This window comes from Streptomyces sp. UG1 (genome assembly GCF_049974585.1).
Classification (GTDB): Bacteria; Actinomycetota; Actinomycetes; order Streptomycetales; family Streptomycetaceae; genus Streptomyces.
In genome coordinates, this window is sequence record NZ_JBNGGG010000012.1 from 149,208 (window position 1) to 172,096 (window position 22,889).

Annotated in this window: 17 protein-coding genes and 2 pseudogenes; 12 read left to right on the forward strand and 7 right to left on the reverse strand. The window is 71.6% G+C overall.

Features of this window, described 5'->3' with window-relative positions:
- Positions 1 to 102: 102 nt before the first annotated feature.
- Together ACP4J3_RS15855 and ACP4J3_RS15860 are read right to left on the reverse strand one after the other, a co-directional pair.
- On the reverse strand, positions 103 to 714 hold the full coding sequence (locus ACP4J3_RS15855; RefSeq protein ID WP_426534678.1) for a hypothetical protein: 612 nt from the start codon (positions 712 to 714) through the stop codon (positions 103 to 105).
- A 344-nt stretch (positions 715 to 1,058) separates the two neighbouring features.
- Positions 1,059 to 1,331, reverse strand: a pseudogene (locus ACP4J3_RS15860) (hypothetical protein); the annotation flags it as partial.
- A 178-nt stretch (positions 1,332 to 1,509) separates the two neighbouring features.
- Between ACP4J3_RS15860 and ACP4J3_RS15865 the strand changes: the two are divergent.
- Positions 1,510 to 1,608: pseudogene (locus ACP4J3_RS15865) on the forward strand (polysaccharide deacetylase family protein); the annotation flags it as partial.
- 12 nt (positions 1,609 to 1,620) lie between these two features.
- Here ACP4J3_RS15865 and ACP4J3_RS15870 read toward each other — a convergent pair.
- Positions 1,621 to 3,168 carry a helix-turn-helix domain-containing protein gene (locus ACP4J3_RS15870; RefSeq protein ID WP_426534680.1) on the reverse strand — a complete coding sequence of 516 codons (1,548 nt, stop codon included), beginning with the start codon at positions 3,166 to 3,168 and terminating at the stop codon, positions 1,621 to 1,623.
- A 340-nt stretch (positions 3,169 to 3,508) separates the two neighbouring features.
- Here ACP4J3_RS15870 and ACP4J3_RS15875 point away from each other — a divergent pair, with 340 nt between their 5' ends.
- From ACP4J3_RS15875 to ACP4J3_RS15895, 5 genes are all read left to right on the forward strand, one after another.
- Positions 3,509 to 5,005: a CHAP domain-containing protein gene (locus ACP4J3_RS15875; protein WP_426534682.1), complete on the forward strand. Its 1,497-nt coding sequence runs from the start codon at positions 3,509 to 3,511 to the stop codon at positions 5,003 to 5,005.
- Positions 5,006 to 5,289: 284 nt separating this feature from the next.
- Positions 5,290 to 7,485, forward strand: coding sequence for a hypothetical protein (locus ACP4J3_RS15880; protein ID WP_426534684.1), 2,196 nt, complete (start codon positions 5,290 to 5,292; stop codon positions 7,483 to 7,485).
- Positions 7,482 to 8,453 (forward strand): AAA family ATPase, encoded by a 972-nt coding sequence (locus ACP4J3_RS15885; protein ID WP_426534686.1) that lies wholly within the window; start codon positions 7,482 to 7,484, stop codon positions 8,451 to 8,453. The genes ACP4J3_RS15880 and ACP4J3_RS15885 overlap by 4 nt, the downstream gene beginning before the upstream one ends.
- On the forward strand, positions 8,453 to 9,607 hold the full coding sequence (locus ACP4J3_RS15890; protein ID WP_426534688.1) for a DUF58 domain-containing protein: 1,155 nt from the start codon (positions 8,453 to 8,455) through the stop codon (positions 9,605 to 9,607). Before ACP4J3_RS15885 ends, ACP4J3_RS15890 begins: the two co-directional genes overlap by 1 nt.
- A complete protein-coding gene (locus tag ACP4J3_RS15895; protein ID WP_426534690.1) occupies positions 9,604 to 11,901 on the forward strand; it encodes a DUF3488 and transglutaminase-like domain-containing protein in 2,298 nt (765 codons plus the stop codon). The genes ACP4J3_RS15890 and ACP4J3_RS15895 overlap by 4 nt, the downstream gene beginning before the upstream one ends.
- 110 nt (positions 11,902 to 12,011) lie before the next feature.
- On the opposite strand, the gene ACP4J3_RS15900 is transcribed toward ACP4J3_RS15895, so the two are convergent.
- From ACP4J3_RS15900 to ACP4J3_RS15910, 3 genes are all read right to left on the reverse strand, one after another.
- Complete coding sequence (locus ACP4J3_RS15900; protein ID WP_426534692.1) at positions 12,012 to 13,607, reverse strand: alpha/beta hydrolase; 1,596 nt, start codon at positions 13,605 to 13,607, stop codon at positions 12,012 to 12,014.
- A 66-nt stretch (positions 13,608 to 13,673) separates the two neighbouring features.
- Positions 13,674 to 14,576: an LLM class flavin-dependent oxidoreductase gene (locus ACP4J3_RS15905; RefSeq protein WP_426534694.1), complete on the reverse strand. Its 903-nt coding sequence runs from the start codon at positions 14,574 to 14,576 to the stop codon at positions 13,674 to 13,676.
- Positions 14,577 to 14,599: 23 nt separating this feature from the next.
- A complete protein-coding gene (locus ACP4J3_RS15910) occupies positions 14,600 to 15,622 on the reverse strand; it encodes an aldo/keto reductase (protein ID WP_426534696.1) in 1,023 nt (340 codons plus the stop codon).
- 176 nt (positions 15,623 to 15,798) lie between these two features.
- Between ACP4J3_RS15910 and ACP4J3_RS15915 the strand changes: the two genes are divergently transcribed.
- From ACP4J3_RS15915 to ACP4J3_RS15930, 4 genes are all read left to right on the forward strand, one after another.
- Positions 15,799 to 16,386, forward strand: a complete 588-nt coding sequence (locus tag ACP4J3_RS15915; RefSeq protein WP_426534698.1) for a TetR/AcrR family transcriptional regulator — start codon at positions 15,799 to 15,801, stop codon at positions 16,384 to 16,386.
- Between the two features lie 161 nt (positions 16,387 to 16,547).
- Entirely contained in the window at positions 16,548 to 17,573 is a 1,026-nt protein-coding gene (locus ACP4J3_RS15920) for a glycoside hydrolase family 5 protein (protein ID WP_426534700.1), read from the forward strand.
- 121 nt (positions 17,574 to 17,694) lie between these two features.
- On the forward strand, positions 17,695 to 17,874 hold the full coding sequence (locus tag ACP4J3_RS15925; protein WP_426534702.1) for a hypothetical protein: 180 nt from the start codon (positions 17,695 to 17,697) through the stop codon (positions 17,872 to 17,874).
- A 603-nt stretch (positions 17,875 to 18,477) separates the two neighbouring features.
- The gene (locus ACP4J3_RS15930) at positions 18,478 to 19,950 is read left to right on the forward strand and encodes an aminotransferase class I/II-fold pyridoxal phosphate-dependent enzyme (protein WP_426534704.1); all 1,473 of its coding nucleotides are present in this window, start codon (positions 18,478 to 18,480) and stop codon (positions 19,948 to 19,950) included.
- A 145-nt stretch (positions 19,951 to 20,095) separates the two neighbouring features.
- Here the strand turns inward: ACP4J3_RS15930 and ACP4J3_RS15935 are convergent, their stop codons facing one another.
- Positions 20,096 to 20,737 carry a diguanylate cyclase gene (locus ACP4J3_RS15935; protein WP_426534706.1) on the reverse strand — a complete coding sequence of 214 codons (642 nt, stop codon included), beginning with the start codon at positions 20,735 to 20,737 and terminating at the stop codon, positions 20,096 to 20,098.
- Positions 20,738 to 20,914: 177 nt separating this feature from the next.
- On the opposite strand from ACP4J3_RS15935, the gene ACP4J3_RS15940 reads away from it, so the two are divergent.
- Positions 20,915 to 21,880: an LLM class F420-dependent oxidoreductase gene (locus ACP4J3_RS15940; protein ID WP_426534707.1), complete on the forward strand. Its 966-nt coding sequence runs from the start codon at positions 20,915 to 20,917 to the stop codon at positions 21,878 to 21,880.
- 56 nt (positions 21,881 to 21,936) lie between these two features.
- Positions 21,937 to 22,830 (forward strand): phosphorothioated DNA-binding restriction endonuclease, encoded by an 894-nt coding sequence (locus ACP4J3_RS15945; protein ID WP_426534709.1) that lies wholly within the window; start codon positions 21,937 to 21,939, stop codon positions 22,828 to 22,830.
- Positions 22,831 to 22,889: the final 59 nt, after the last annotated feature.

Genomic DNA, 22,889 nt, shown 5'->3' on the forward strand with positions numbered 1-22,889 from the left:
GTCAGAGCAAGTCACCGAGCTTGGGAACAGAAGCTGTCCGCAAGCCTTCTTGAGCTCGGGCACTACCCGCCGGGTGCTCCCCCTCATCGTTCCCACGACGTGTCAGCGGGAGTTGAGGGGCGGCTTTCCATGAGTACGGGCCAGCCGGTCTCGTCGGCTCTCGGGGACGGCTGGTGGCAGGGGTTCCTGAGTGCCGGAGGGAGTGAACACGATCAGATACGTCTCCAGGCCGGAGAAACCCTCGGTATCCGCGCCCGGCGCGGCAGCGTCGAACCGCTCGCGGGAGTCGGAGCGGCCTTGAGCCCATACCTGCACGTCATACGTGCGCGACGGATCCAGTTCGATGGTCGGCTCGCCCGGGTCGACCTGCTGACCGAACACCCTGACAGCTTCGCCGGCACTCCGTGCCTGGCCGTTCGTCGTGTCGAACGCAGCCACGCGGCCCGTGTAGACAGGCTGGTACGCCACGGACGCGAGCAGTTCCCACCCGGCCCCCGGCACCTGGCCGTGCTGTCCGCCGAGGGCCAGGACAACGCGCGCGGTGTGTTCCTGCACTCGTGATCTCACGATGATGCGGCCAGGGACGACGACCGCTTCGCTCGTCTGAAAGTCCGGCCTGACATCCCGTCGTTCGAAGCCCGGTTCCCACAGCTCCCCGATGGAGAAGTGGCTGTACTCGATGTTGACGGCCCCCGCCGGGCTGATGTGTGGCATACCCAGAGGCTCGCAGGAAAGGTGGTGCAGCGCACGCGGGTCGTCGGCCGGCCCTCGTGTACTGGCAGGTCCAGGCGTGGCGCCGATGCGTCCGGGCGCCAGCAGGGCGCGCATCATGTCCGGTCTCGGACGGGATTCCGCGTTCGACGAGCTGCTGAGTTCAGGCGGTTGTTGTTGATGATGGTGTTGGACGCGATCTCCAGGTCCAGGGCTTCTCAGGCGCGTTGCGCCGGTTCCCGGTCAGCGCTCGCGCCACGGCCGTGCATGTTGTGCGGGCGGCCGGGAGCCGCCCGGACCGACGGAACACAGCAGGTCATCGTCGTCGGCTCTGCCCACTACAGCCCTGCGTCGTCGGCCAGCAACTCCGCGACCGTGAACCGAGTACCGAAGGACTGCCAAGCACCGTCGACGACGAGGACGAAGCCATCGCTGTGCCGGAAGAGCCGACGGCGCCGGGGACTGCCGGGGTGCTCCGGAGAGTAGTTCCGGGCACGCTTCTCCAGTTCCGCAAGAGCATCCTCTCGGGCACCCTCCACATGCGCCATCACTTGCGTCTCGACGTGTTTTCTCTGCCCCATGCCCACGGTGGTCTCGACGATCAGTCCCCAGGTCGCCATACGCTGCCCCTCCCGGCGTAGATCACGGCACAGCATAGGACGCCGTTTCGATCTGCCACGGCGGCGACGTCGGGGGTGATCCGCCAGGCTCCGGAGAAGCCAGGGCGATCTCGACCCTGCTCCGTGACGCCCGGAACATTCGCTCGACGACGCCACCACGCTGCGGCAGCGCTGATGGCTCTTCCACGACGGCGGAGGAGACCGCTCCCAGACCGTCGCCGCCCTGCGCGAGATCCTGCCGTGGCTGAAGCAGCAGGGGCACACCTTCGGCTTCCCGTGTGGTGACGGCTCATTGCCATCGGGCGCCGCTGCTGACGGGGGACAGCGACGACCGTGTCTGGATCTTCGCCGCCGAGAACCCGTACGTGTCGAAGACGGCCCGCTCCCTGATCGCGCGGTAGCCGTACCACGCGTCCCAGATGTAGGTCTGCGAGCTGCCGCTCTTCCTGGCCAGGAACCCGTTGGCCAACTCGCGGGCCTTGTCCCACCCGCAGTCGGTGAAGACGCCGCCGCTGACGACGGCGACGCCGTTCCAGTCGTTCCACAGGTTGAAGTAGACCGTCGCGTCGGGGATGTAGTAGAGGCGGCTGCCGGGGCCGACCAGGTAAACCCGGTCGTCGGTGGGCGTCTTGAACCGCTGACCCGGCTCCGGGCAGGCGCCGGTGGGGGACGGCGCGGGCGAGGAGTCGTCGTGCGCCGACGGTGCCGACCGGTCGCCGACCGCCTGCACCAGGGCCGGTTCGACGGCCTCGGGAGAGGTCGCGTCGTCGCAGTGCGGCCAGTCGGCGAAGCTCTTCGCCCGGCTCCACAGGCGGTGCGCGGCCTGGATGTTCCACTCCGGGTCCATCGCCTCGCGAGGGGTGCCGCCGAGTTTGAGCAGCGTGGCGTCGGAGATCTGGAACACGCCCCAGTTCCGGGTGCCGCTGGGGTTCGGCACGATGAACAGCGGGTCGAGGGACGACTGGCAGTCGGCGATGGCGGCCGCGTGGTCGGGCACTTCGCGGAACACCTTGCGCACCCGCTCCCGCACCTTCCCGGCCGACCAGGTGTCCATCCGGACCTCCGGTGCGTACAGCGCCCTCTTCGTCTCCTCGTCCACCACCCCGTTGACGCTGATGCGCGACAGCGCCTGGAAGGCGGTCACCCGGCGCAGGGTCTCCGGCCCGAACTCACCGTCGACGTCCAACTCGGCCCCGGCCCGGCCCAGGAGCCGCTGCACCTCCCGTACACAGGCCCCCTGTTGGCCCATGCTCACCGGCTCGGCACACTCCGCCGAGAACAACAGGCCGTCCTCATACTCGGCGGTGCCGCCACCGCCGAGGGCGGATCCGAGGGCCCATGCCGTCGCGCCCAGTGCCAGGACGAGCGCGAGCACGGCGAGGGGCGACGGCTTTCTGCGGTGCCGGGGTGGGCGGGGGGTGAGTGCGGGGGTCGGGGAAGGGGGCTCGTCTGTGGACGGGGACGGGGACGGGGGCGTGTCTGTGGACGGGGACGTCTCTTGGGCCGCGCCCGGAGCCGGGCTCTCCTCGGCCTCGACGCCCGGGGTCGGCGCCGGGGCGGCCTCGTCCGCGCCACGGTCGGGCTCCCGGGCGGCGTCCGCCAGGGCCCAGAGCCGGTGTAATCGGCGCAGTTCCTCCGGTGACGCGCCGCAGGCCGTGGCGATGCGGTGGGCCGAGCCGTAGTCCTGCGGGACGTGCGAGCCGGAGCAGTACCGGTGCAGGCTGGATCTGCCTATGTGCGTCCTGCGGGCCAGCGCGTCATAGCTGAGGTTCGCCCGTTCCCTGAGCGCCCGCAGGCAGGCCGCGAACTCGTCGAACTCCACGGGCTGCGATCCCATTCGCTCTTCCCCCTCGGCGCCCACCCGCCGTACCGCGCCGTCCCACCGGCGTCCCAGCGGGCCGACTGAAGTGCAAGGTCACCACACGTTTCGGCGTCCCAGCATCCCACCGGACGGCGATTCGTTGCCAGCCGCCGAAACGCCCTGCGAGCGTCGGCGTGGCCGCTGGATGACCTGCTGAACCGTCCAGACCCGGCGGGCCGCCCGCTGAAGAACCACGCTGCCCGCTCAACGTGCGAAGCCCGAGCCGGCACACGATGACCAACCAGGCCAACAGGCCAACAGGAAAGAGCCATCAATGCGTATTCCGGTATCCAAGAGAGAGCTGTCAAGAGCTGTCATGATCACAACATCGAGCTCGCAGCACATATCCGCGAGCCGCCCCCCGCAGACGACACCCCCGATCGCCACCGCCCCGCCGACTGCCACCCCCGTACTCGCCCGAGCCGCGCGGATCGTCATCAACCTCGCCATCATGCTGGCGATCGTCACTGCCGGCCTCGTGGCCGGGACCGGCACCAGCGATGCGGCCACCACCCGCGCCCGCATCGCCGAGATCGCCGAGGCGGAGGTCGGCAAGAACGAGGCGGACGGCAGCTGCCTGAAGTTCGGGCCGTGCACCACCACGCCGTGGTGTGCCTACTTCACCAAGTGGGTGTGGAAGACCGCGGGAATCACCGAACTGCCGGACACCTACGCAGCCCGCGGAGTCGGGCTGTGGGCTCAAGAGCGCGGCCAGTTCAGCCCTCGGCCCGCGGACGGGATCGGCAACCCCGAAGTCGGTGACCTGGCCGTCTACGGCACCCCGGCCAACGCCACCGGCGGGCACATCGGGGTCATCACCGCAGTGCACAGCAATGGCACCCTCACCACCGTCGACGGCAACTACGGCGACAAGGTCGCCCGCCGCACCGTCGACCCCCGCAGGACCACCAGCGGAGTGGACAGCCTGAAGATCTCCGGCTACGTCAAACCCACCGGCGTGCAGACCCCGACGACGAAGGGGCGGGTGTTCCACAACCTGCGTGCAGCTGCGGACGGCAACTGGACGGGGGCCGGTCTCGTCGACGGCAATGCCGAGATCACCGACACCGCCGAGGCTGGTGACCGCGACGGCCGCCTGCACGTGCTGCCACTCCTCAACGGCCAGGTCTTCCACAACGTCCGAGGCACCAACGGCCAATGGACCGGAGCAAGCCTCATCGACGGCAACGGCGCCATCTCCAAAGTCGCTGCGGCCACCACGTCCAACGATGACCTCCACGTCTTGACGCTGCTCAACGGCCGCGTCTTCCACAACATGCGAACCACCGACGGCCAGTGGACCGGCGCCCAAGTCGCCGACGACAACGGCGCCATCTCCGACATCGCTGCGGCCGGCGACCGCGACGGCCGCCTGCACGTGCTGACACTCCTCAACGGCCAGGTCTTCCACAACGTCCGAGGCACCAACGGCCAATGGACCGGAGCAAGCCTCATCGACGGCAACGGCGCCATCTCCAAAGTCGCTGCGGCCACCACGTCCAACGATGACCTCCACGTCTTGACGCTGCTCAACGGCCGCGTCTTCCACAACATGCGAACCACCGACGGCCAGTGGACCGGCGCCCAAGTCGCCGACGACAACGGCGCCATCTCCGACATCGCTGCGGCCGGCGACCGCGACGGCCGCCTGCACGTGCTGACACTCCTCAACGGCCGGGTCTTCCACAACATGCGGGGCACCGACGGCCAGTGGACCGGGGCGAGCGTCTCCGACCCCAGCGGCCGCATCGTCACCATCGCCGCAGCCACCACCCCCAACGGCGACCTGCACCAGGCCACCCTGGCCCCGTGATCCACCACGACAACAGAGCGCGGGCCGGTCCCACGACCGGCCCGCCGTTGCCGTTCCACTCCAGGCGTGTGGCCTTCCTGCGACAGCAGCCCGAAGCAACGCTGTCGCGACTGGAGGAGGTGTGGCGGCACCGGCAACCTGCGCTCCAGCGCGCGGCGTTGTAGCCTGCCGCCCCGGTATGGCCGGATCACGACCGTACCTCCACATCGTTGTCGGGGAGACCTCGCGTTACGTCAATTACCCTGCCTCCAAGCAGGGTTGGCTGACCACCAATGGGGGCGAAGATGCCGGGGGTTCAACAGCGTTGCACGGCACTGGTCACCGCTGCCCGGGCAAGGCTGCGGCCGACCGGCAACCGCGTCACCGGTTACCTGGCCGTCTGCGCGGTCGGCACGCTCATCGGCAGCTCGCTGGCCGTCGGAGCCGGCGCCTCCGACACCCGGCCGAGGATCGCCGACATCGGCGCCTGGCTGGCCAGCAGCGCGAAGGGCGAGGTCGTCCACGCGCATGGGCTGACCGGCGAGGTGGAGGGCAGGGCCGTGCTGCCGGCCGGGATGGCGGGCCATCCGGTCTCGGTCGCGCAGGACGGCGACACCACGCTGGTGCTGGACGAGCGGACCGGCCGGGTCGTACGGATCGACGCTGCGCAGCTCACCGCCGCGCAGTCGGCGGACTACGGCGCGGCCGGGCTGCAACTGGTCTCCGGGGGCGCGTACGCGTATGTCGTCGACCCCGCGAAGGGCACCGTCCAGCGGATCGACCCGGCGATGACGACGGCCAAGGGCGCATCCGTGGAACTGGGCGGAAAGCCCGGAGCCGCCGTGGTGGACGGGGACGGCACGCTGTGGGTTCCGCTTCCGGACAAGGGCACGGTGGTGCCGTTCGTCGAGGGCCGCAAAGGTACGGCGGTGAAGGTGGCCGAAGCGGGCCACGAACTGGCGCTGACCCTGGCCGACGGGCGGCCCGTGGTGACCGACGGGACCACCGCCGCGATGACGGTGCTGTCGGTCAGAGGCGTACAGGGCTCCTTTGAACTGGGCGGCGCCTTCGCCGGGGCGGACCCGGCCGACGTCCTGGTGCCTACGGACACCGACGGCTCCGCGGTGCCGGTGCTCGCCGCCAACAGCGGGGAGTTGGTGGTCGTGGACGTCCGCAGCAGACAGACCACACGCGCCCGGGTGCCGGCCCAAGGCCACGACCTGGGAGCACCCCAGCTCCTGGGCAAGCGGGTCTACATCCCCGACGAGTCCACCGGCAGCCTCCTGGTGTACGACACCTCCCTCTCCGCGCTCACCGAACCGGTACGGGTCACCGACGGGGCGGGCGAGCTCGAACTCTTCGTACGCGACGGCCTGTTGTGGGTGAACGACCAGGACGGCGCCGCGGCCGCGGTGATCGACGCCGAGGGCGAGGTCCGGCGGATCGGCAAGTACGAGACGGATGCGCCGTCCGCGCGCAAGCCCGGGGACGAGCCGGTGGAGAACAGCGTCCCGACGGGCCCGCCGGCCGCGCCGCAGGTTCCACCTCGGACTGATGTCCCGGGCGCGACGGCTCCGCCGGTATCGGGTGCGGGTGCCCCCTCCGGCGGTGCGTCCGGCAGCCCGTCCGGCAGCCCGTCCACGGAGGCGCCCGGGCCCGGCCCCGGGCCGACGCAGCCGGCGCCCGAGCCCGGGGCCCCGGGGGCGCCGCAGGCGGAGTCGCGGTCGGGCGCCATCCGGATCACCTTCGCCAAGGCGCTGGGCGCGACTCCGCAGCGCTATGTGCTCAAGGGGGCGGAACAGGACCAGACCGTCACCCCGGAGGCGGTAGGGCCCGACGGCCCGTTCGCCTTCGAGGTCAGGGGCGGGTCGTGCGAGGAGCAGTACAGCTTCACCGTGGTGGCGGAGTACGGCGGGGGCAGGCCGGACAAGGAGTCCGTGCCGTCGGCGTTCGCGAGGCCGTGCATTGCGCCGGGGGCGCCCCAGGAACTCACCGTGACCCCCGACCAGGGCGGACACGGCGGCACGGCGACATGGCAGGCACCACAGGGCGGCGGCTCGTTGACGTACACGATCAGCGGGCCCGGCGGGACGGCGCAGACCACGGAAGCCACGCACACGTACAAGAATCTGAAGAACGGCTACCCCCACCCGGTGTCGGTGACGGCGAGCAATGCTGCAGGATCGGGGCCCGCGGCGTTCGGGACGTTGAACCTGATCCCGCCTCGCCAGGCGATGACCGTCATTCGCAACAATAACAATGCCGACAGCGTCGGAATCCGCAACCAGCCCAGCCACGAGGTGGGCGGCCGAGCAGGCTCAATCCCTGGTATGACGAACCCCGAAGTCACCGTCCACTGCAAGACGAAAGGCAGCAGGCCTCCGCATTCAGAGGTGGACACCGACGTCTGGGCCCGCATCACCTACGAGAGCACCACCGGATACCTCTCCGACATCTTTCTGGACTCCCGCCTCAACCCCGACGTCTGGGACTGCACATGACCCCACCCCCCACCAACGGCACCGAGCACTTCGCCCAGTGCTTCCACACCCTCGCCGACAACATAGAACACGTCGTCAAGGGCAAACGAGACACCATCGAACTCGCCCTCACCTGCCTCTTCTCCGAAGGCCACCTCCTGATCGAGGACGTCCCCGGCACCGGCAAGACCACCCTCGCCCGTTGCCTCGCCGCCTCCATCGAGGCCGACTTCGCGCGTGTGCAGTTCACCCCGGACCTGCTGCCGTCCGACATCACCGGCGTCACGGTGTACCGCCAGAACACCGGTGTGTTCGAGTTCCTCCCCGGCCCGGTCTTCGCCAACATCGTGCTCGGTGATGAGATCAACCGCGCCTCACCCAAGACCCAGTCCGCACTCCTCGAGGTGATGGAGGAGCGCCGCGTCACCGCCGACGGCACCACGCATCCGGTGCCCCGCCCGTTCATGGTGGTCGCCACCCAGAACTCGGTGGACATGGGCGGTACTTACCCGTTGCCGGAGGCACAGCTCGACCGGTTCCTGATGCGGATCACCGTCGGCTACCCCGACCACGCCTCCGAGGTCGCGGTGCTCAAGGAGGCGCGCGCCGACATCACCCCCGAGTCGCTGGCCCCCGTCGCCACCGCCCGGGAGATCGCGAAGCTCATCGAGGCCGCCGCCGAGGTGCAGGTGGCCGACGCGCTGTACGACTACGTGGTGCGGGTGGTGGCGGCGACCCGCACCCTGCCCGACGTCCGCCTCGGGGCCTCGCCGCGCGGCTCCGTCGCCCTGCTGCGCGCGGTCCGGGTGCGGGCGGCCTCGCAGTCCCGGCCGTACGTGTTCCCCGAGGACGTCAAGGCGCTGGCCGGGCCCGTTCTGGCGCACCGGCTGATCCTCACCCCGGAGGCCGAGCTGAGCGGCCGTACCGGCACGGACGTGATCGAGGAAGTGCTGGCCACCGTGGAGCTGAAGAGCGGGGCACGCGTCTGATGCTGTCGGCCACCGGGTGGGGCACGCTGGTGGGGGGTGTGGTGCTGACCGCCACCGGTTATGTGCTCGGGTACGGCGAGGCCGCGGCGCTCGGCACCGCCTGTCTGCTCGCCGTCGCCGTCGCCGTGCTGTGGGCGCTGCCCGCACCCGCGTTGGGCACCGAGCGGCGGATCGCGCCGAGCCGGGTGAGCCGGGGCGATCCCGCCGAGGGCGTCGTCACGATCACCAACACCGGGGGGCGCACCCGGCGCGGTCTGCGGGCCGTCGACCGGTGCGGCGAGCGGGACATCGCCGTCGAGGTGCCGCCGCTGCGTCCGGGTACGTCCCACGAGGTGCGGTACCCGCTGCCGACCGCCCGCCGCGGCCGCGTCCCGGTGGGGCCGCTGCGGCTGGAACGTACCGATCCCCTCGGGCTCGCCCGCCGCATGCGCCCCTACGACGCCGCGGACACGCTGCTCGTACGGCCCCGGATCTGCCCGCTGCCCGTGCTGCCGTCCGGGCAGGCGCACCACGTCGAAGGCCCGGCCTCCGACAGCGCCGACGACGGCACGCTGACCTTCCACGCGCTGCGCGAGTACGTCCTCGGCGACGACCTGCGCCGGGTCCACTGGCGGTCGACGGCCCGCACCGGCACGTTGATGGTCCGCCAGATGGTGGACGTCTCGCTCCCGCACACCGCGCTCGTGCTCGACACCCGGCGGCGCGCCTACGCCTCGGAGGACGACTTCGAGCTGGCCGTGGACTGCGCGGCCTCCATCGCGTACGCGGCCGCCCGCTCCCACTTCCCCGTGCACCTGACCAGCGAGGCGGGGGCCCTCCTGCACACCGACGGCTCGGGCCAGGACGGCGAGGCCCTGCTGGACGCGCTGGCCGTGGTGCGCCGCTCGGAACTGATGTCCGTGGCCGCCGCCTTCGACGGCCTGGAGAGCCACCACGGCAGCGGGGCGCTGGTCGTCGTCACCGGCACCGGCGACACCCGGGGTCTCGGCGCCGTCGACCGGGTACGGCGCCGCTTCGACCGGGCGACCATGGTGCGCGTCGGCGCCGGCGCCACCGAAGCAACGCCCGCCGGCGCCGGTTCCGACGTACCGCAGGTGCGCGTCACGTCGCTGGACGAACTGCTGGCCGGTTGGCGCCGGGAGGCCACGCGATGAGCCCTACGGCCGCGGCCCCGACGAGCACCGCGGGAGAGACGGACCGGGACCGGGCCGGGCGGCTGTGGTCACTGCTTCCCGTGGCCGCGCTGTCCGGTGCCTCGGGGTACGGATTCGCCCGGATCTTCCCGCCGTCCGACCTGCTTCCGGTACTGGCGGTGGCCGTGTCCGCGCCGATCGCCCTGTCGGCGGCACTGTCGGGGCTGCTCCGCCGCCGCCCAGCCGCCCGGGACGGCCGCCCCACCCTCCCGCTGTGGCCATCCGTGCTGCTGACCGCGACCGCATGGGCCGTCGTCGTCAGCGCGACCCTGTTCCGCGAGGTGAGCGACGGCCTGCCCGGCGGTCCGGCGCTGCGTGCCGCGTGGTCCGCACTGCTCGACGCGCCGCACACCCTGCTGTCCACGATCCTGCCGGCCCCCGGCGACCCCGAACTGCTGGTGCTGCCGCACGCGCTGGTCTGGACGGCCACCGCGGTCTCCGCCGAACTCGCCCTGCGCACCCGCGCCGCGCTGCTCCCGGCCCTCCCCGCGGTCCTCGCCTTCGGCTTCCCGCTGGTGCTCGGCGCCGACGGGCCCGGCTCCTCGTACCCGGCCGCGGGCGCGCTGGCCGCCGCGGCCGCGCTGCTGATCCTCGTACGCTCACCGGCCCGGCTTCCACCGCGCGCCCTGGCCCTACGCCTGCCGGCCGTGACCGCGATCGGCCTGGTCGCGGCACTGCTGGGCCCGCACCTGCCCGGCCTCGGCACGCCCTACCGCCTTGGGGAAGCGGCCACCCCGCCGGCCGAACGCCCCCGCTCCACCAGCCCGTTGGACCAGGTGGCGGCCTGGATGCGAAACGGGGACGAGAAGGTCTTCACGGTACGGACCTCGGGCGCGGCCCCCGGCAACTACCGCCTGGCGGTCCTCGACACATACGACGGCACGACGTGGACGAGCACGGCCGGACTGACCCGCACGGGCGGCCGGGTCCCACCGGAGGAGACCACCAATCCAGCCGGGAAAGACGACACCAAGACGCTCAACCAGCGTTTCACCGTGCAGTCGCTGCCCGGCATCTGGCTCCCGGTCGCCGACCGACCGACGTCCGTTCGTACACCCGAGGGCACGTCCCTGTCCGTCAACCCGGCCAGCGGAGTGCTCTCCACGGGCGAGCCGGTCCCCCGCGGCTTCACGTACACAGCGACGTCCCAGCTCCCCGTGTACGACGACGCAGAACGACTCCGATACGCCGCAGCCGCAACCACCGCCGCCGACGCCGACCCGGCGCAGGTGTCCCTCCCCCGCGTCGACGCGGCCGGGCAACCCATCCCCTCCGTACGGTCCTTCAAGAAGATCGCCGAGCGGGTGACCCGGGGCAGCACCCACCCGTACGAGCGGGCCGTACGACTGGCCGAATGGCTGCGCACGACGTACCACCTCGACCCCGGGGCGCTGCCCGGCCACACCTACCGGAGCCTGGAGTTCTTCCTGGCGGGCGGCGCGGGCGGGACGTCCGAGCAGTTCGCCGCGTCGTTCGCGGTGCTGGCCCGCACTCTGGGTCTGCCCACCCGGGTGGCCGTCGGGTTCCGCCCGGGCACGCGGACCGGCTCCGACACCTGGCAGGTGCGGGGGCGGGACGTACTGGCCTGGCCGGAGGTGAAGTTCAGCGGTGTCGGCTGGGTGCCGTTCCACCCGACGCCCGGCGAGACCGGGCAGGGCGGCTCCTCCGCGGTGTCCGCACAGCAGCCCGAGGAGCCGGCCCGGAAGACGGACCGGGACAGCACCGCCCCGACGCGCCGCCCCTCGACACCCGCACACACAGCGGACCAGGCATCCCCCATCACCGAGGGCGCGCCCGGGGCCGGCCCACCCCTATGGCTCACCGTCCCTCTCGCACTGCTCCTGCTCACCACGGCATACGTCCTGTACGCCCTCTGGCTGCCGTACAACCGACGCAGCCGACGCCGCAACGCCCCGGACGCGCGACACCGGCTCCTCGGCGCCTGGCAGCAGATCACCGAACGCCTCACGGAGATCGGCCTGCCCGACACGGGAGCACATACGGCACAGGAGATCGCCGCCTTCGGCGCACAGCACGTGGGCGACGGCGTGGGCCGACGTCTGCCGGCCCTGGCCACACTGGTCAACGAGGTCGAGTACGCGGACCGCGGCCCCGACGCCACGAACGCCGACGCCGCGTGGGAGGCCTGCGAAGCGATCGAAAAGACCGTCCACGACCAGGTACCGCCCGTCACCCGCTTCCGACGCCTCCTACGCGCCGCGCTCCCGGGCCGTCGGCCTACCCGAAGCACCTGATCGGGATCGGCCGGAGAGCCGGACAAGCATGTGGCGCCGCCCACCCGTGAACCGGGCAAGCGGCGCCACACACGAACCGTGAACTCAGCCGGTGAACGGCTTGCGCATCTTCATCGGTACGTCCCCGTGCCCACCAGATCCGGCAGTGGATTGACGAGGTCGCCGTTCGGGGACTGGCGTTGGGTGGTGGGGGCGGTGGGCCAGACCGCGGGGCAGTGGGTGTTCTTGCGGGGGGTCTTGAGGGTGGTGAGGTAGGTGTCGATGGCGTCACGGGCGCACGGGCTGAGCCAGTAGTCGCCGTGGCCTACACCGTCGTAGGTGAGGAACACCGCCTCGCGGCCGATCTGGCGGGCCGCGCCTGCGGCCCAGGCGTGCGGGGTGGCCGGGTCGAAGCGGCTGTTGGTCAGCAGGATCGGCGGGGTGCCGTCGACGTCGAGCCTGCGCTGCGGGTTGGTCACCTCGGCCGGCCAGTTCTGGCAGCCCGTCTGGACCGTCCAGCCGAGCGTGCTGAAGCGGGTGACGGGGGCGCGGCGGGCGAGTGCGCGTTCGTAGCGGGCGAGGGTGGCGTACGAGGGGACGTCGAGGTCGTAGTCCTGGCACATCACCGACAGGAACGGGTACGGCGTCGGCTCGCCGTGTCCGAGGAGGGGCCGGATCGCCGCGGGGGCGGTGGCGTCCAGGTCGGCGAGGGTCTGGGCGAAGTCGAACCAGGAGGCCGGGTCGTACATGCGGCCCAGGGCGAAGGACTGGAGGTCCTGAGGGGTGACCGTCTGCGGCGGGTCGCCCGGCAGGACCAGGTCGCCGGCCTCCGCGCGCTTGTACAGCGAGTCGAACAGGGCGCGGGCGTCTTCGTCGTGGACCGCGCAGGACGCCGTACGGGCGCACCAGTCGGCGAACTGGCCGTACGCCTCCTCCAGCGCGGTCGTCTCGGTCTTCTGGAAGGCCCAGTTGCCCAGGCTGTGGTCCATGTTGGAGTCGAGGGTCATCGCACGGACGCGGTGCGGGTAGCGCTCGGCGTACTGCTGGCCGATCGCGGTGCCGTAGGAGACGCCGTAGTAGCTGATCCGCTGCTCGCCGAGGCCGGCGCGGATGGCGTCCATGTCGCGGACGACGCTGCCGGTGTCCATGTGGTCGGCCAGCGGGCCGGTGAGGTCGCGGCAGCTCTCGCCGAGCGCGCGGTTGGCCTCGCGGAGGGCGGCGAAGGAGGCGGGGCTGTCCGGGTAGAGCAGCGCTTCCTGGGCGTCGATCCGGTCCGCGTCGCACTTCAGCGGGTTGCTGCGGCCGACGCCGCGCGGGTCGAAGCCCACGATGTCGAACCGCGCCAGCAGTTCGGGCGAGAAGGCGTCGGGGGCGGCGAACGCGAAGCTCACGCCGGAGCCGCCCGGACCGCCCGGGTTGATCAGCAGCGAGCCGATCCGGCGCTCGGGGTCGGTGGCCCGGTGACGGGCGAGGGCCAGGTCGATGGTGGCGCCGTGCGGCTGTCTCCAGTCCACGGGCACCTCGACGGTGGCGCACTCGAACCCGCCCTGGCCGGAGGGGGATTCACAGGGTTCCCAGGTTATTCGCCCGGGGGCGGCGGGGGCAGTGGGGGCGGCGGCCACGGCCGTCCCCGCGAGTAACTGTCCCAACAAGGTGGTGACCAGGGCGCCGACGGCCAGTTTCCCGCGCGCCTTCACGCGCGGGAGCAGTGGGGAGTTGGATGACACGTGTGTCCCTCCATGAATCAGGAGTTCACGGACCGGATCACAGCATCGGTTCAACTTTCCCGTGATTCAAGGGATATGAGGGCCAATCACATGGGATCGGAACGGAGTGATGATCTCGTCGGTGAGCCACCGGGCGACGGCGACGGGGTACGGCGCCGGCAGGCCCAGGACCACATGGCGGAAGCCCGCGTCGAGCGCCTCGCCGATCGCGGTGCGGGTGGCTGCGGGGCGGTCGTAGGAGACGGGCAGGTGGATCGAGCGGGTGATCGCGGCGGGGTCGCGGCCGATCTCGGCGCAGTAGCGGTCCAGCAGGGCGCCGCGGCGGACGGCGTCCTCGATGTCGCCGCCGGGGATGTTCCACAGGTCGGCGTGTTCGGCGACCACGCGCAGCGTCGCGGGCGAGCGTCCGCCGATGAGGATGGGCGGGTGGGGGCGCTGGACGGGCTTGGGGTTGCCGAAGGCACCGGTGAGGTGGTGGTGGGTGCCGTGGAAGTCGAACGGTTTCTCCTCCGTCCACAGCCGGCGGATCAGCGCGCAGGCTTCGGCGAGGCTTGCCACGGCGTGCTCGGTGTCGTGGAAGGGCAGGCCGTGGGCCTCGTACTCGCGCCGGGCCAGCGGGTGGCCGGGGCGGGAGCCGACGCCGATGCCGAAGTCGAGCCGTCCGCCGGACACGATGTCGACAGTCGCGGCGATCTTGGCCAGCAGCGCGGGCGGCCGGAAGCGGTTGCTGGTCACCAGGACGCCGAGGCGGAGGCGGCGGGTGTGGGCGGCCAGAGCCGAGAGGAGCGTCCAGCCCTCATAGGCGGGGCCCAGCGGGTCGTCGGCGATCGGCATCAGGTGGTCGAACAGCCAGGCGTGCTCGATCTGCGGGATCGTGTCCGCCTCGCGCCAGACGCGCAGGACGTCGTCGTAGCCGACCTGCATCGGTGCGGTCATGATGCCGAAGGTGGGGTGGAGTGGGTCTGGCATGGGTTCCTGGTCTCCCTCGGACGTCAGTGGCGGCGGCGCAGCGAAGGGTCGAGCAGCGAGGGTGGGATGTCGTACTTCTCGTGGGGTGCGAGGTCGGTGCCGGGGGCGACGATCGCGTCGATGGCGTCCAGTACGTCGTCGGAGAGCACCGTGTCCGCGGCGGCGAGCTGCGCCTGGAGGTGGTCCGGTGTGCGCGGGCCGATGAGGGCGCTGGTCACGGCGGGGTGTGCGGTCACGAAACCGAGGGCGAGCTGGATCATGGTCAGGCCGGCCTCGTCGGCGACCCCGGCCAGCTGCTCGACGGCGTCGAGCCTGGCCCGGTTGGCGGGGAGGGTGAGGTCGAAGCGGTCCGGCATGAAGGTGGAGCGGCTGGTGGTGACGGGCCGGCCCGCGCGGACCGCGCCGGACAGCCAGCCCGAGGCCAGCGGGCTCCAGACCAGCACCCCGAGCCCGTACTGCTCGGTCACGGGCAGGACGTGGGTCTCGACGCCGCGCTGGAGGATCGAGTAGCTGGGCTGTTCGGTGACGTAACGGCTCAGGTGACGCTCGCGGGCGGCCCACTGCGCCTGCACGATGCGGTGGGCGGGGAACGTCGAGGAGCCGAAGTAGCGGATCTTTCCCGCGCGTTGCAGATCGGTGAGGGCCGACAGGGTCTCCTCGTCGTCGGTGCTCGGGTCCCATCGGTGGATCTGGTAGAGGTCGACGTGGTCGACGCCGAGGCGGCGCAGGCTGTCCTCCAGCGCGGTGACCAGCCAGCGGCGTGAACCGCCGCGGTGGTTGCGCTCCTCGCCCATCGGCATGGACGCCTTCGTGGCCAGCACGATGTCGTCGCGGCGGCCGGCGATGGCCTTGCCGACCATCTCCTCCGACTCCCCGGCGCCGTACATGTCGGCGGTGTCGATGAGGTTGATCCCGCCCTCGAGAGCGGCGTCGACGAGGGCGGTGGCCTCCTGCTGGGTGGTGCGCCCGATCCGGCCGAAGTTCATCGCGCCGAGCGCGAGGGCGCTGACCTGTACACCGGTGCGGCCCAAGGTGCGGTACTGCATGACCGTATCTCCTCATGATCAAGCGGAACACAATGAAGAAGCGAAAGCGGAACCCCGTTCCGGATTGACGATACGGAACCGTGTTCCGCTTTGGCAAGCGCGATGGCGTACCTTGAGAGGGCGCGGCGTGAGGGCGCGGCGTGAGGGCGCGGCGCGACGGCACAGGGAGTGGCTCGGTGAAGGACGACGAGGGCGCCGGGCGCACGGCCGCGCCCAAGCGCAAGGACGCCCGGCGCAACAAGGAGACGCTGCTCGACGCGGCCGCCGCGGTGTTCGTCGCGAAGGGCGTGGACGCGCCGGTGCGCGACATCGCGGCCGAGGCCGGCGTCGGGCTGGGCACGATCTACCGGCACTTCCCGACCCGGGCGGATCTCATCATCGCCGTCTACCGGCACCAGGTCGACGCCTGCGCCGAGGCGGGGCCGGCCCTGCTGACGACGAGCGCGACCCCGTACGCCGCGCTACGGCAGTGGATCGACCTCTTCGTCGACTTCCTGGTCACCAAGCACGGACTCGCCGCCGTGCTGCGGTCCGACAGCGCCGGCTTCGACGCGCTGCACGCCTACTTCCTCGACCGCCTCGTGCCCGTGTGCGCCCGGTTGCTCGAGGCCGCCACCGCCGCCGGCGAGATCCGCTCCGGCATCGAGGCCTACGAACTGATGCGCGGCGTCGGGAACCTCTGCGTCGGCGCGGACAGCGACCCCCGCTACGACGCACGCCGGCTGGTCGACCTCCTCATCGCGGGCCTGCGCCGGGCGCACTGACCTCACGGGCCATAACCGCGCGCATGGACCCTTGTGTGCAGATGTGTTGACCTCTGTTCGGATCATCTTCTAGCTTGCGGGAGCCAATTGGCCCATCGAACCAATCGACCTGTCGGTCCGTGTTCGGGATTTCGGAACGCGCCTGCTCAGAAGGGGATGCCGTGCCACGAGAGAACAATCGCCGGACAGCCTGCCTCGGTGCGTTGCTGGCCTGCGCCACGGCATTCGGGGGAGCGCTCGCCACCCCCGCGTCCGCGTACGGCCCCACCGCGGTGCCGCCGGTCAGCGACTTCCGCGGGGTCAACTGGGCCGACCCGCGCGACAACTTCGCCCACGACGAGGTCGTACCCTCGGGGCTGTCCACCTCCGACGGCTACGCCACCACCTACGCCAAGTCGGAGGCGATCATCGCCGGGTTCGCCGAGCTGGGCGCCAACACGGTCCGGCTGCCGGTCAATCCGTCCTCCGTCAACGGCCCCTTCTGGAAGTCGTACCGGGGAGCCATCGACGCCGCCACCGACCAGGGGTTCAAGGTCATCCTGGGCTACTGGGAGGCCGACAACGCCAAGGACGGCAAGATCGACGACCGGGCGGACTGGAACCGGATGTGGACGCGGCTCACCTCCGCCTACGCGCGTGACTCCAAGGTGTACTTCGAGCCGATGAACGAGCCGTTCGGCTACACCTCCCAGGAGTGGCGCGACATCGCCGCGCGGTGGGTGACGGGCCACCGCTTCGTCCCCCGCGACCGGATCCTCATCGGCGGGATCAAATACAGCGAGGACGTCAAGCCCGTATGCGCCGACCGCCGGCTCGACGGCACCCGCCTTGCCCTGCACAACTACGGCTTCTGGCACACCGACTGGACCGGCTACGACCAGTGGAAGCAGGACTTCAAGGAGCGCATCGGCAGCTGCGCCTCGCGCACCGTCCTGGACGAGTTCGGCGCCACCATGACCTCCGGGCTGAACTACAACGGCCCGGTCGACGGCTCCCACGAGATCGCCTACATCCAGGCGGCGACCGACACCATCCGCGAACTGGGCCTGGGCTCGGTCTACTGGCCCGGTCTGCGCAACGGCGACACCTACTCCCTCACCACCCTCCAGGGCACGGGCACCGACCTCACCCTGAAGGTGAACAACCAGAGCGGACTGGACCGACTGCACTGGGCCTGGCGGCAGTAGCCGAGGGCGGTCACGGCCGAGAGCGGTCACGGCCGTGAGCGGTCGCCGTTTCCACCCCGGGTCGCGGGGAACCCGGGGTGGCATGTCAGCGAGAGCCGGATCAGAGAGAAGTTGAAGCGCCGTGACCGCGCGCACCGCCGAACGAAAAGTCCTGAACGTGCCCGAGACCGGCTGGACCAAGGCCCGTCATCTGCGCCGCAAGACGATCCGCACCTGCGTCGCAGCCGTTGAGGACGACAGAAGCTCCCCGCCCTCGGCCCATACGAGCGCCGAGTGGAACATCGTGCGGGGCGAGGACTGAGAAACGCCTCCGTGGCAGCCGACGCCGAAGCCGAAGCCCTCGGCGCCTCCGCCCGGCCCCACTGCCCGGCCCCACGGCTGCCCGGGTCCGCTGCCTGGCCCCGCTGCCCGGCCCCCCGGCTGCCCGGCCCCCCGGCTGCCTGGGTCCGCTGCCTGGTCCCGCTGCCTGGCCTCACGAGGAGGCTGTCCCTCGCAGACCGACACCCGGCTGCTGAGCCGGGCGCCGCACCGCGAGGGGGTGTCACGGCGGGGCGGCGGTGTACCGGCCGACTCTGGGGCAACGGCGCGTAGCCCCACCCTCGTCGCCGCGCCGAAGCGATCCGCCCGCGGGCCTGCGCCGGACCTGGGCCGACAGGACGCCATAAGGCCTGGCCTGGACGGCAGAGCGGCCTCGCCTGGACGCCGTAAGACCTGGCCTGGATCGCATACGGCCTCGCCTGGACGGCAGAGCGGCCTCGCCCGGACGGCATACCGGTCAGCTCCCGGGCACCGCGCGTAGCCACGCCCGCCCCGCCCCCGCCCGCCTCCGCGCCGAAGCAGCTCGCGCCCGCCATCGCCAGGTGGCGGCCCGCATGCCCGCCGGGCCGTGGGGAACCCGGCAGCCATGGGTGTGAACCACGCCGAGGCCCCGATTCTGGACGCGCTCATCCGCTACCGCGACGCCGACGAGCTGGCGTTCACGCCTCCGGGGCACAAACAGGCCCGCGGCGCGGATCCACGCGCCCGCGCGGTGCTGGGCGACGCCGTGTTCTACGGCGACGTCCTGGCCAACGGGGGCCTGGACGACCGGCTCACCCGGGGCGAGGTGCTGGCGCGAGCCGAAGGACTCATGGCCGACGCCGTGCACGCGGAGCACACCTTCTTCTCGACCTGCGGCAGTTCCCTGTCGGTGAAGGCCGCCATGCTGGCGGTGACCTGCCCCGGCCACCAGCTCCTCGTCGGACGCGACGCGCACAAGTCGGTGGTGGCCGGACTCATCCTGTCCGGTGTCGACCCGGTGTGGGTGGAACCCCAGTGGGACGCCGCCCGGCACCTCGCCCACCCGCCCGCCACGGCCACCTTCGACAAGGCGTTCGCGGAGCATCCGGACGCCGACGGGGCGCTGGTCACCAGCCCCACACCGTACGGAGCCGCGGCCGACCTCCGCGGCATCGCCGAGGTCTGCCACCGGCACGGAAAGCCCCTCATCGTGGACGAGGCATGGGGAGCGCACCTGCCCTTCCACGACGATCTGCCGGCCTGGGCCATGGACGCGGGCGCCGACATCTGCGTCACCAGCATCCACAAAATGGGCAGCGGCCTGGAACAGGGCTCGGTGTTCCACCTCCAGGGCGACCTCATCGACCCCGCCGAACTGGCCTCCCGCGCCGACCTCCTCGGCACGACCAGCCCCAACGTCCTGATCTACGCCGGCATCGACGCCTGGCGCCGCCAGATGGTGCAGCACGGCCACGAACTCATCGGCAACGCCCTGAAGCTGGCCGCCCGCACCCGCACGGCCATCGAGGCGATCGACGGCTTCCACGTCAACGACGCCGACGACTTCTGCGGCCCGCACCTCGCCGCCGGCTTCGACCCGCTCCCGGTCGTCATCGACATCGCCGCCCTCGGCACCACCGGCTACCGCGCGGGCGACTGGCTGCGGGCCCACCACCACATCGACGCCCACCTCTTCGACCACCGGCGCATCAGCACCCAGCTCACCCACGCCGACGACGAGCGGACCACGGCACGTCTGCTCACGGCCCTGCGCGAGCTGGCCGCCCACGCCACCGGCCTGCGCGACGCCCCTCGGGTCGACGTCCCCGCCCCGGCCGACCTGCGGATGGACCAGGTCCGCCTCCCCCGGGACGCCTATTTCGCCCCGCCGGCGAAGGTCCCCACGACCGAGGCGGCCGGCCGGATCGCGGCCGAGATGATCACGCCGTACCCGCCTGGCATCCCCGTGGTCCTGCCCGGCGAACGCCTGACCGAGCCGGTCCTCCATTACCTGGTCACAGGGGTCGAGGCGGGCATGTTCCTGCCGGACGCGGCGGACCGGCGCCTGAACACCGTCAGGGTCGTCGAGGAGCCTTGAGCGGAGCACGGACGGGCGTGCCGCCCCGAGGCCGCATCCGTCGCCGACCGCGCCCCACCCGGCCGCCCCGTGCCGCGCCCGCACGCACCGCAGGGACCGCGCCCCACCCGGCCCCGCCCACACGCACCATCGCAGGGACCGCGCCCTACCCGGCCGCCCCCTGCCGCGCCCGCACGCACCGCCGCAGTTCCTCCGCATACGGCACGACCACGCCCAGCCCGATCACGCCGGCGAGCCCCGCGAGATACCAGGGCGGCAGCGGATGTTCCCTGGGCAGCAGCCGCCAGTCCCGCGGGCGCGTGCCGCCGCGCAGCGTCGAGCGGACCTGGTCGGGGTGCAGACAGGCGGCGAACGCCAGCGCGGTCAGCGGCAGGACTTCGAGGAAGCTGTGGATGTGCTGCTCGACCGGGCGGATCTCGCGCTCACCGGTCGCCAGCGACACGTCGTACAGCGCGGTCGCGCCATGCGCCACGGCGGAGGCCCCCATCGTGGTCAGCACCAGCGGATTGACGCGGGCCAGCAGCCCCATGACGACCGGCACCCCGGCCTCGGTCATCATCAGCGCGTGGACCACGGACTCCTTGGTCCCGCTGGTCCGCTCGATGCCCGTACGCCGGTGCATCCACCAGTCCGCGAGACCGGGCACCACCCACAGCGGCAACAGCCCGAGCAGCAGGAACCGGCGGGCGGCCACCTCGACGTCGGAGGGGTGGGGCCCGGGCCGCAGCGCGCCGGCCCGTCGCCACCGACGCCACACCTCGCGGGGCAGAAGACGCTCCGCTCCCATGACACCTCCCATGCACGCCCCCGCAGAGTCCGCCTCCCAGTACCCTCCCTCGCCCGCGGAACACCCGCACGCCGCTGTTACGCCCCTCGGACCAACGGGTACTCGCGAGCGCGTACCGGTAGCACCCGCACCCGTACCGGCACCACACGCTCCCCCGGAAGAGGCGGAAGAGGCACAATGCCCGACTTCGGATACTTCCTGTCGTGCGAGGAACACACCCCGGCAGAACTGGTGGACCAGGCCCGGATGGCCGAGCAGGCCGGCTTCGACTCGCTGTGGATCTCCGACCACTACCACCCGTGGAACGACGAGCAGGGTCAGAGTCCCTTCGTATGGACGGTGATCGGCGCCCTGTCGCAAGCCGTCTCACTGCCCGTGGAAACGGCCGTGACCTGCCCCTTCATGCGTCTGCACCCCGCGGTGACCGCCCAGGCGGCCGCCACCGCCGCGGCCCAGCTCGGCGGCCGGTTCCGGCTGGGCGTCGGCACCGGCGAGGCCCTCAACGAGCACGTCCTGGGCGACCACTGGCCCGAGGCATCGGTACGGCTGGAGATGCTGGAGGAGTCGCTGCAGATCATCCGGCAGCTGTTCACCGGCGAGCAGACCAGCCACTACGGCAAGCACTTCACGGTCGAGAACGCCCGCCTCTACACCCTGCCCGACGAGCCGATCCCCATCGACGTCTCCGCCTTCGGTCCCCAGGCCGTCGAGACCGCGGCACGCATCGGCGACGGACTGATCACGACGATGCCCGACACCGCCCTGGTCGAGCGCTTCCGCCGCGCCGGGGGCGGCACCAAGCCGGTGTACGGCGGGGCCAAGGTGTGCTGGGGCGCGGACCGCCCACAGGCGGTACGCACCGCACACCGCCTGTGGGCGAACGAGCAACTCCCCGGCGAACTCGGCCAGATCCTCCCCACCCCACGCCACTTCGAGCAGGCCTCCGAGCTGGTCACCGAGGACCAGGTGGCGTCCGCGGTGCCGTGCGGCGACGACCCGGACGCACATGCCGAGGCGCTGAGCGCATTCATCGACGCCGGGTTCGACACGGTGTACGTCAGCCAGATCGGCAAGGACCAGCAGGGCTTCTTCGACTTCTACCGCACGAAGATCCTGCCGCGACTGCGCGACGGACACCATTGAACGACGCTTGGGCCGGCCCCTGTCCCAGTGAGCGCCCCCGATTACGATCAACGCTCATGGACTGGCTCGAGCGCACCGCGAAGCTGAGGCAGTGGAGCCGCAGTGGGACGCGTGCCCCGCACAAGCCGCTGCTGCTGCTCTACGCCCTGGGCCGGTTCCAGGAGGACGCCGACGCCGAACTGCGCTACAGCGCGGTGGAGTCGGAGCTGCGGCGGCTGCTCGCCGAGTACGGGCCGCCCCACGCGACGACACCGGCGTATCCGTTCCACCACCTGGTCAGCGACGGCGTATGGGAGGTACGCACCGACAGCGGGCCGGGCAGCCCCGGATCCCGAGTGCGCGACCTGCGGGAATCGGGTGCGACGGGGCGGCTCGCGCCGGAGTTGAGGGCGGCGTTGCGGCGCGAGCCGTCGCTGGTGGGGCGGATGGCGAGACTGCTGCTCGACACCCACTTCCCGCCGTCTCTGCACGCCGAGTTGTGCGAGGCAGTCGGCCTGGAGCCGACGCCCGACGGCACCGTGCGGCTGTCGGCGGCGCGGCGGCAGCGGAACCGGCGGATGCGCGAACTGGTGCTCACCGCCTACGAGTACCAGTGCGCGTTCTGCGGCTACGACGGCCGGATCGGCGCAGTGCCGGTCGGGCTGGAGGCCGCGCATGTGCGGTGGTGGGCGTTCGAGGGCCCGGACGTCGTCGAGAACGGGCTGTGCCTGTGCTCGCTGCACCACAAGCTCTTCGACAAGGGCGTCCTGGGGGTCGGCGACGGCCACCGCATCCTGGTCTCACAGCACTTCGTCGGCAGCAGTACGGCCGCCCGCGAGCACGTCATATCGCTCGCGGGCCGCCCTCTCATCGGCCCACAGCCGGGAGCCGACCGCATCTCCACGGCCCACCGCGCCTGGCACACGGAACAGGTCTTTCACGGCCGGCCGCGTCCTGCCGTGCGCGGGTGAGGCGAGCGGGGCCGCCTGCCGCCTTTTGCGCCGGGGAGCCGATGGCTAGGCTCGGGGCG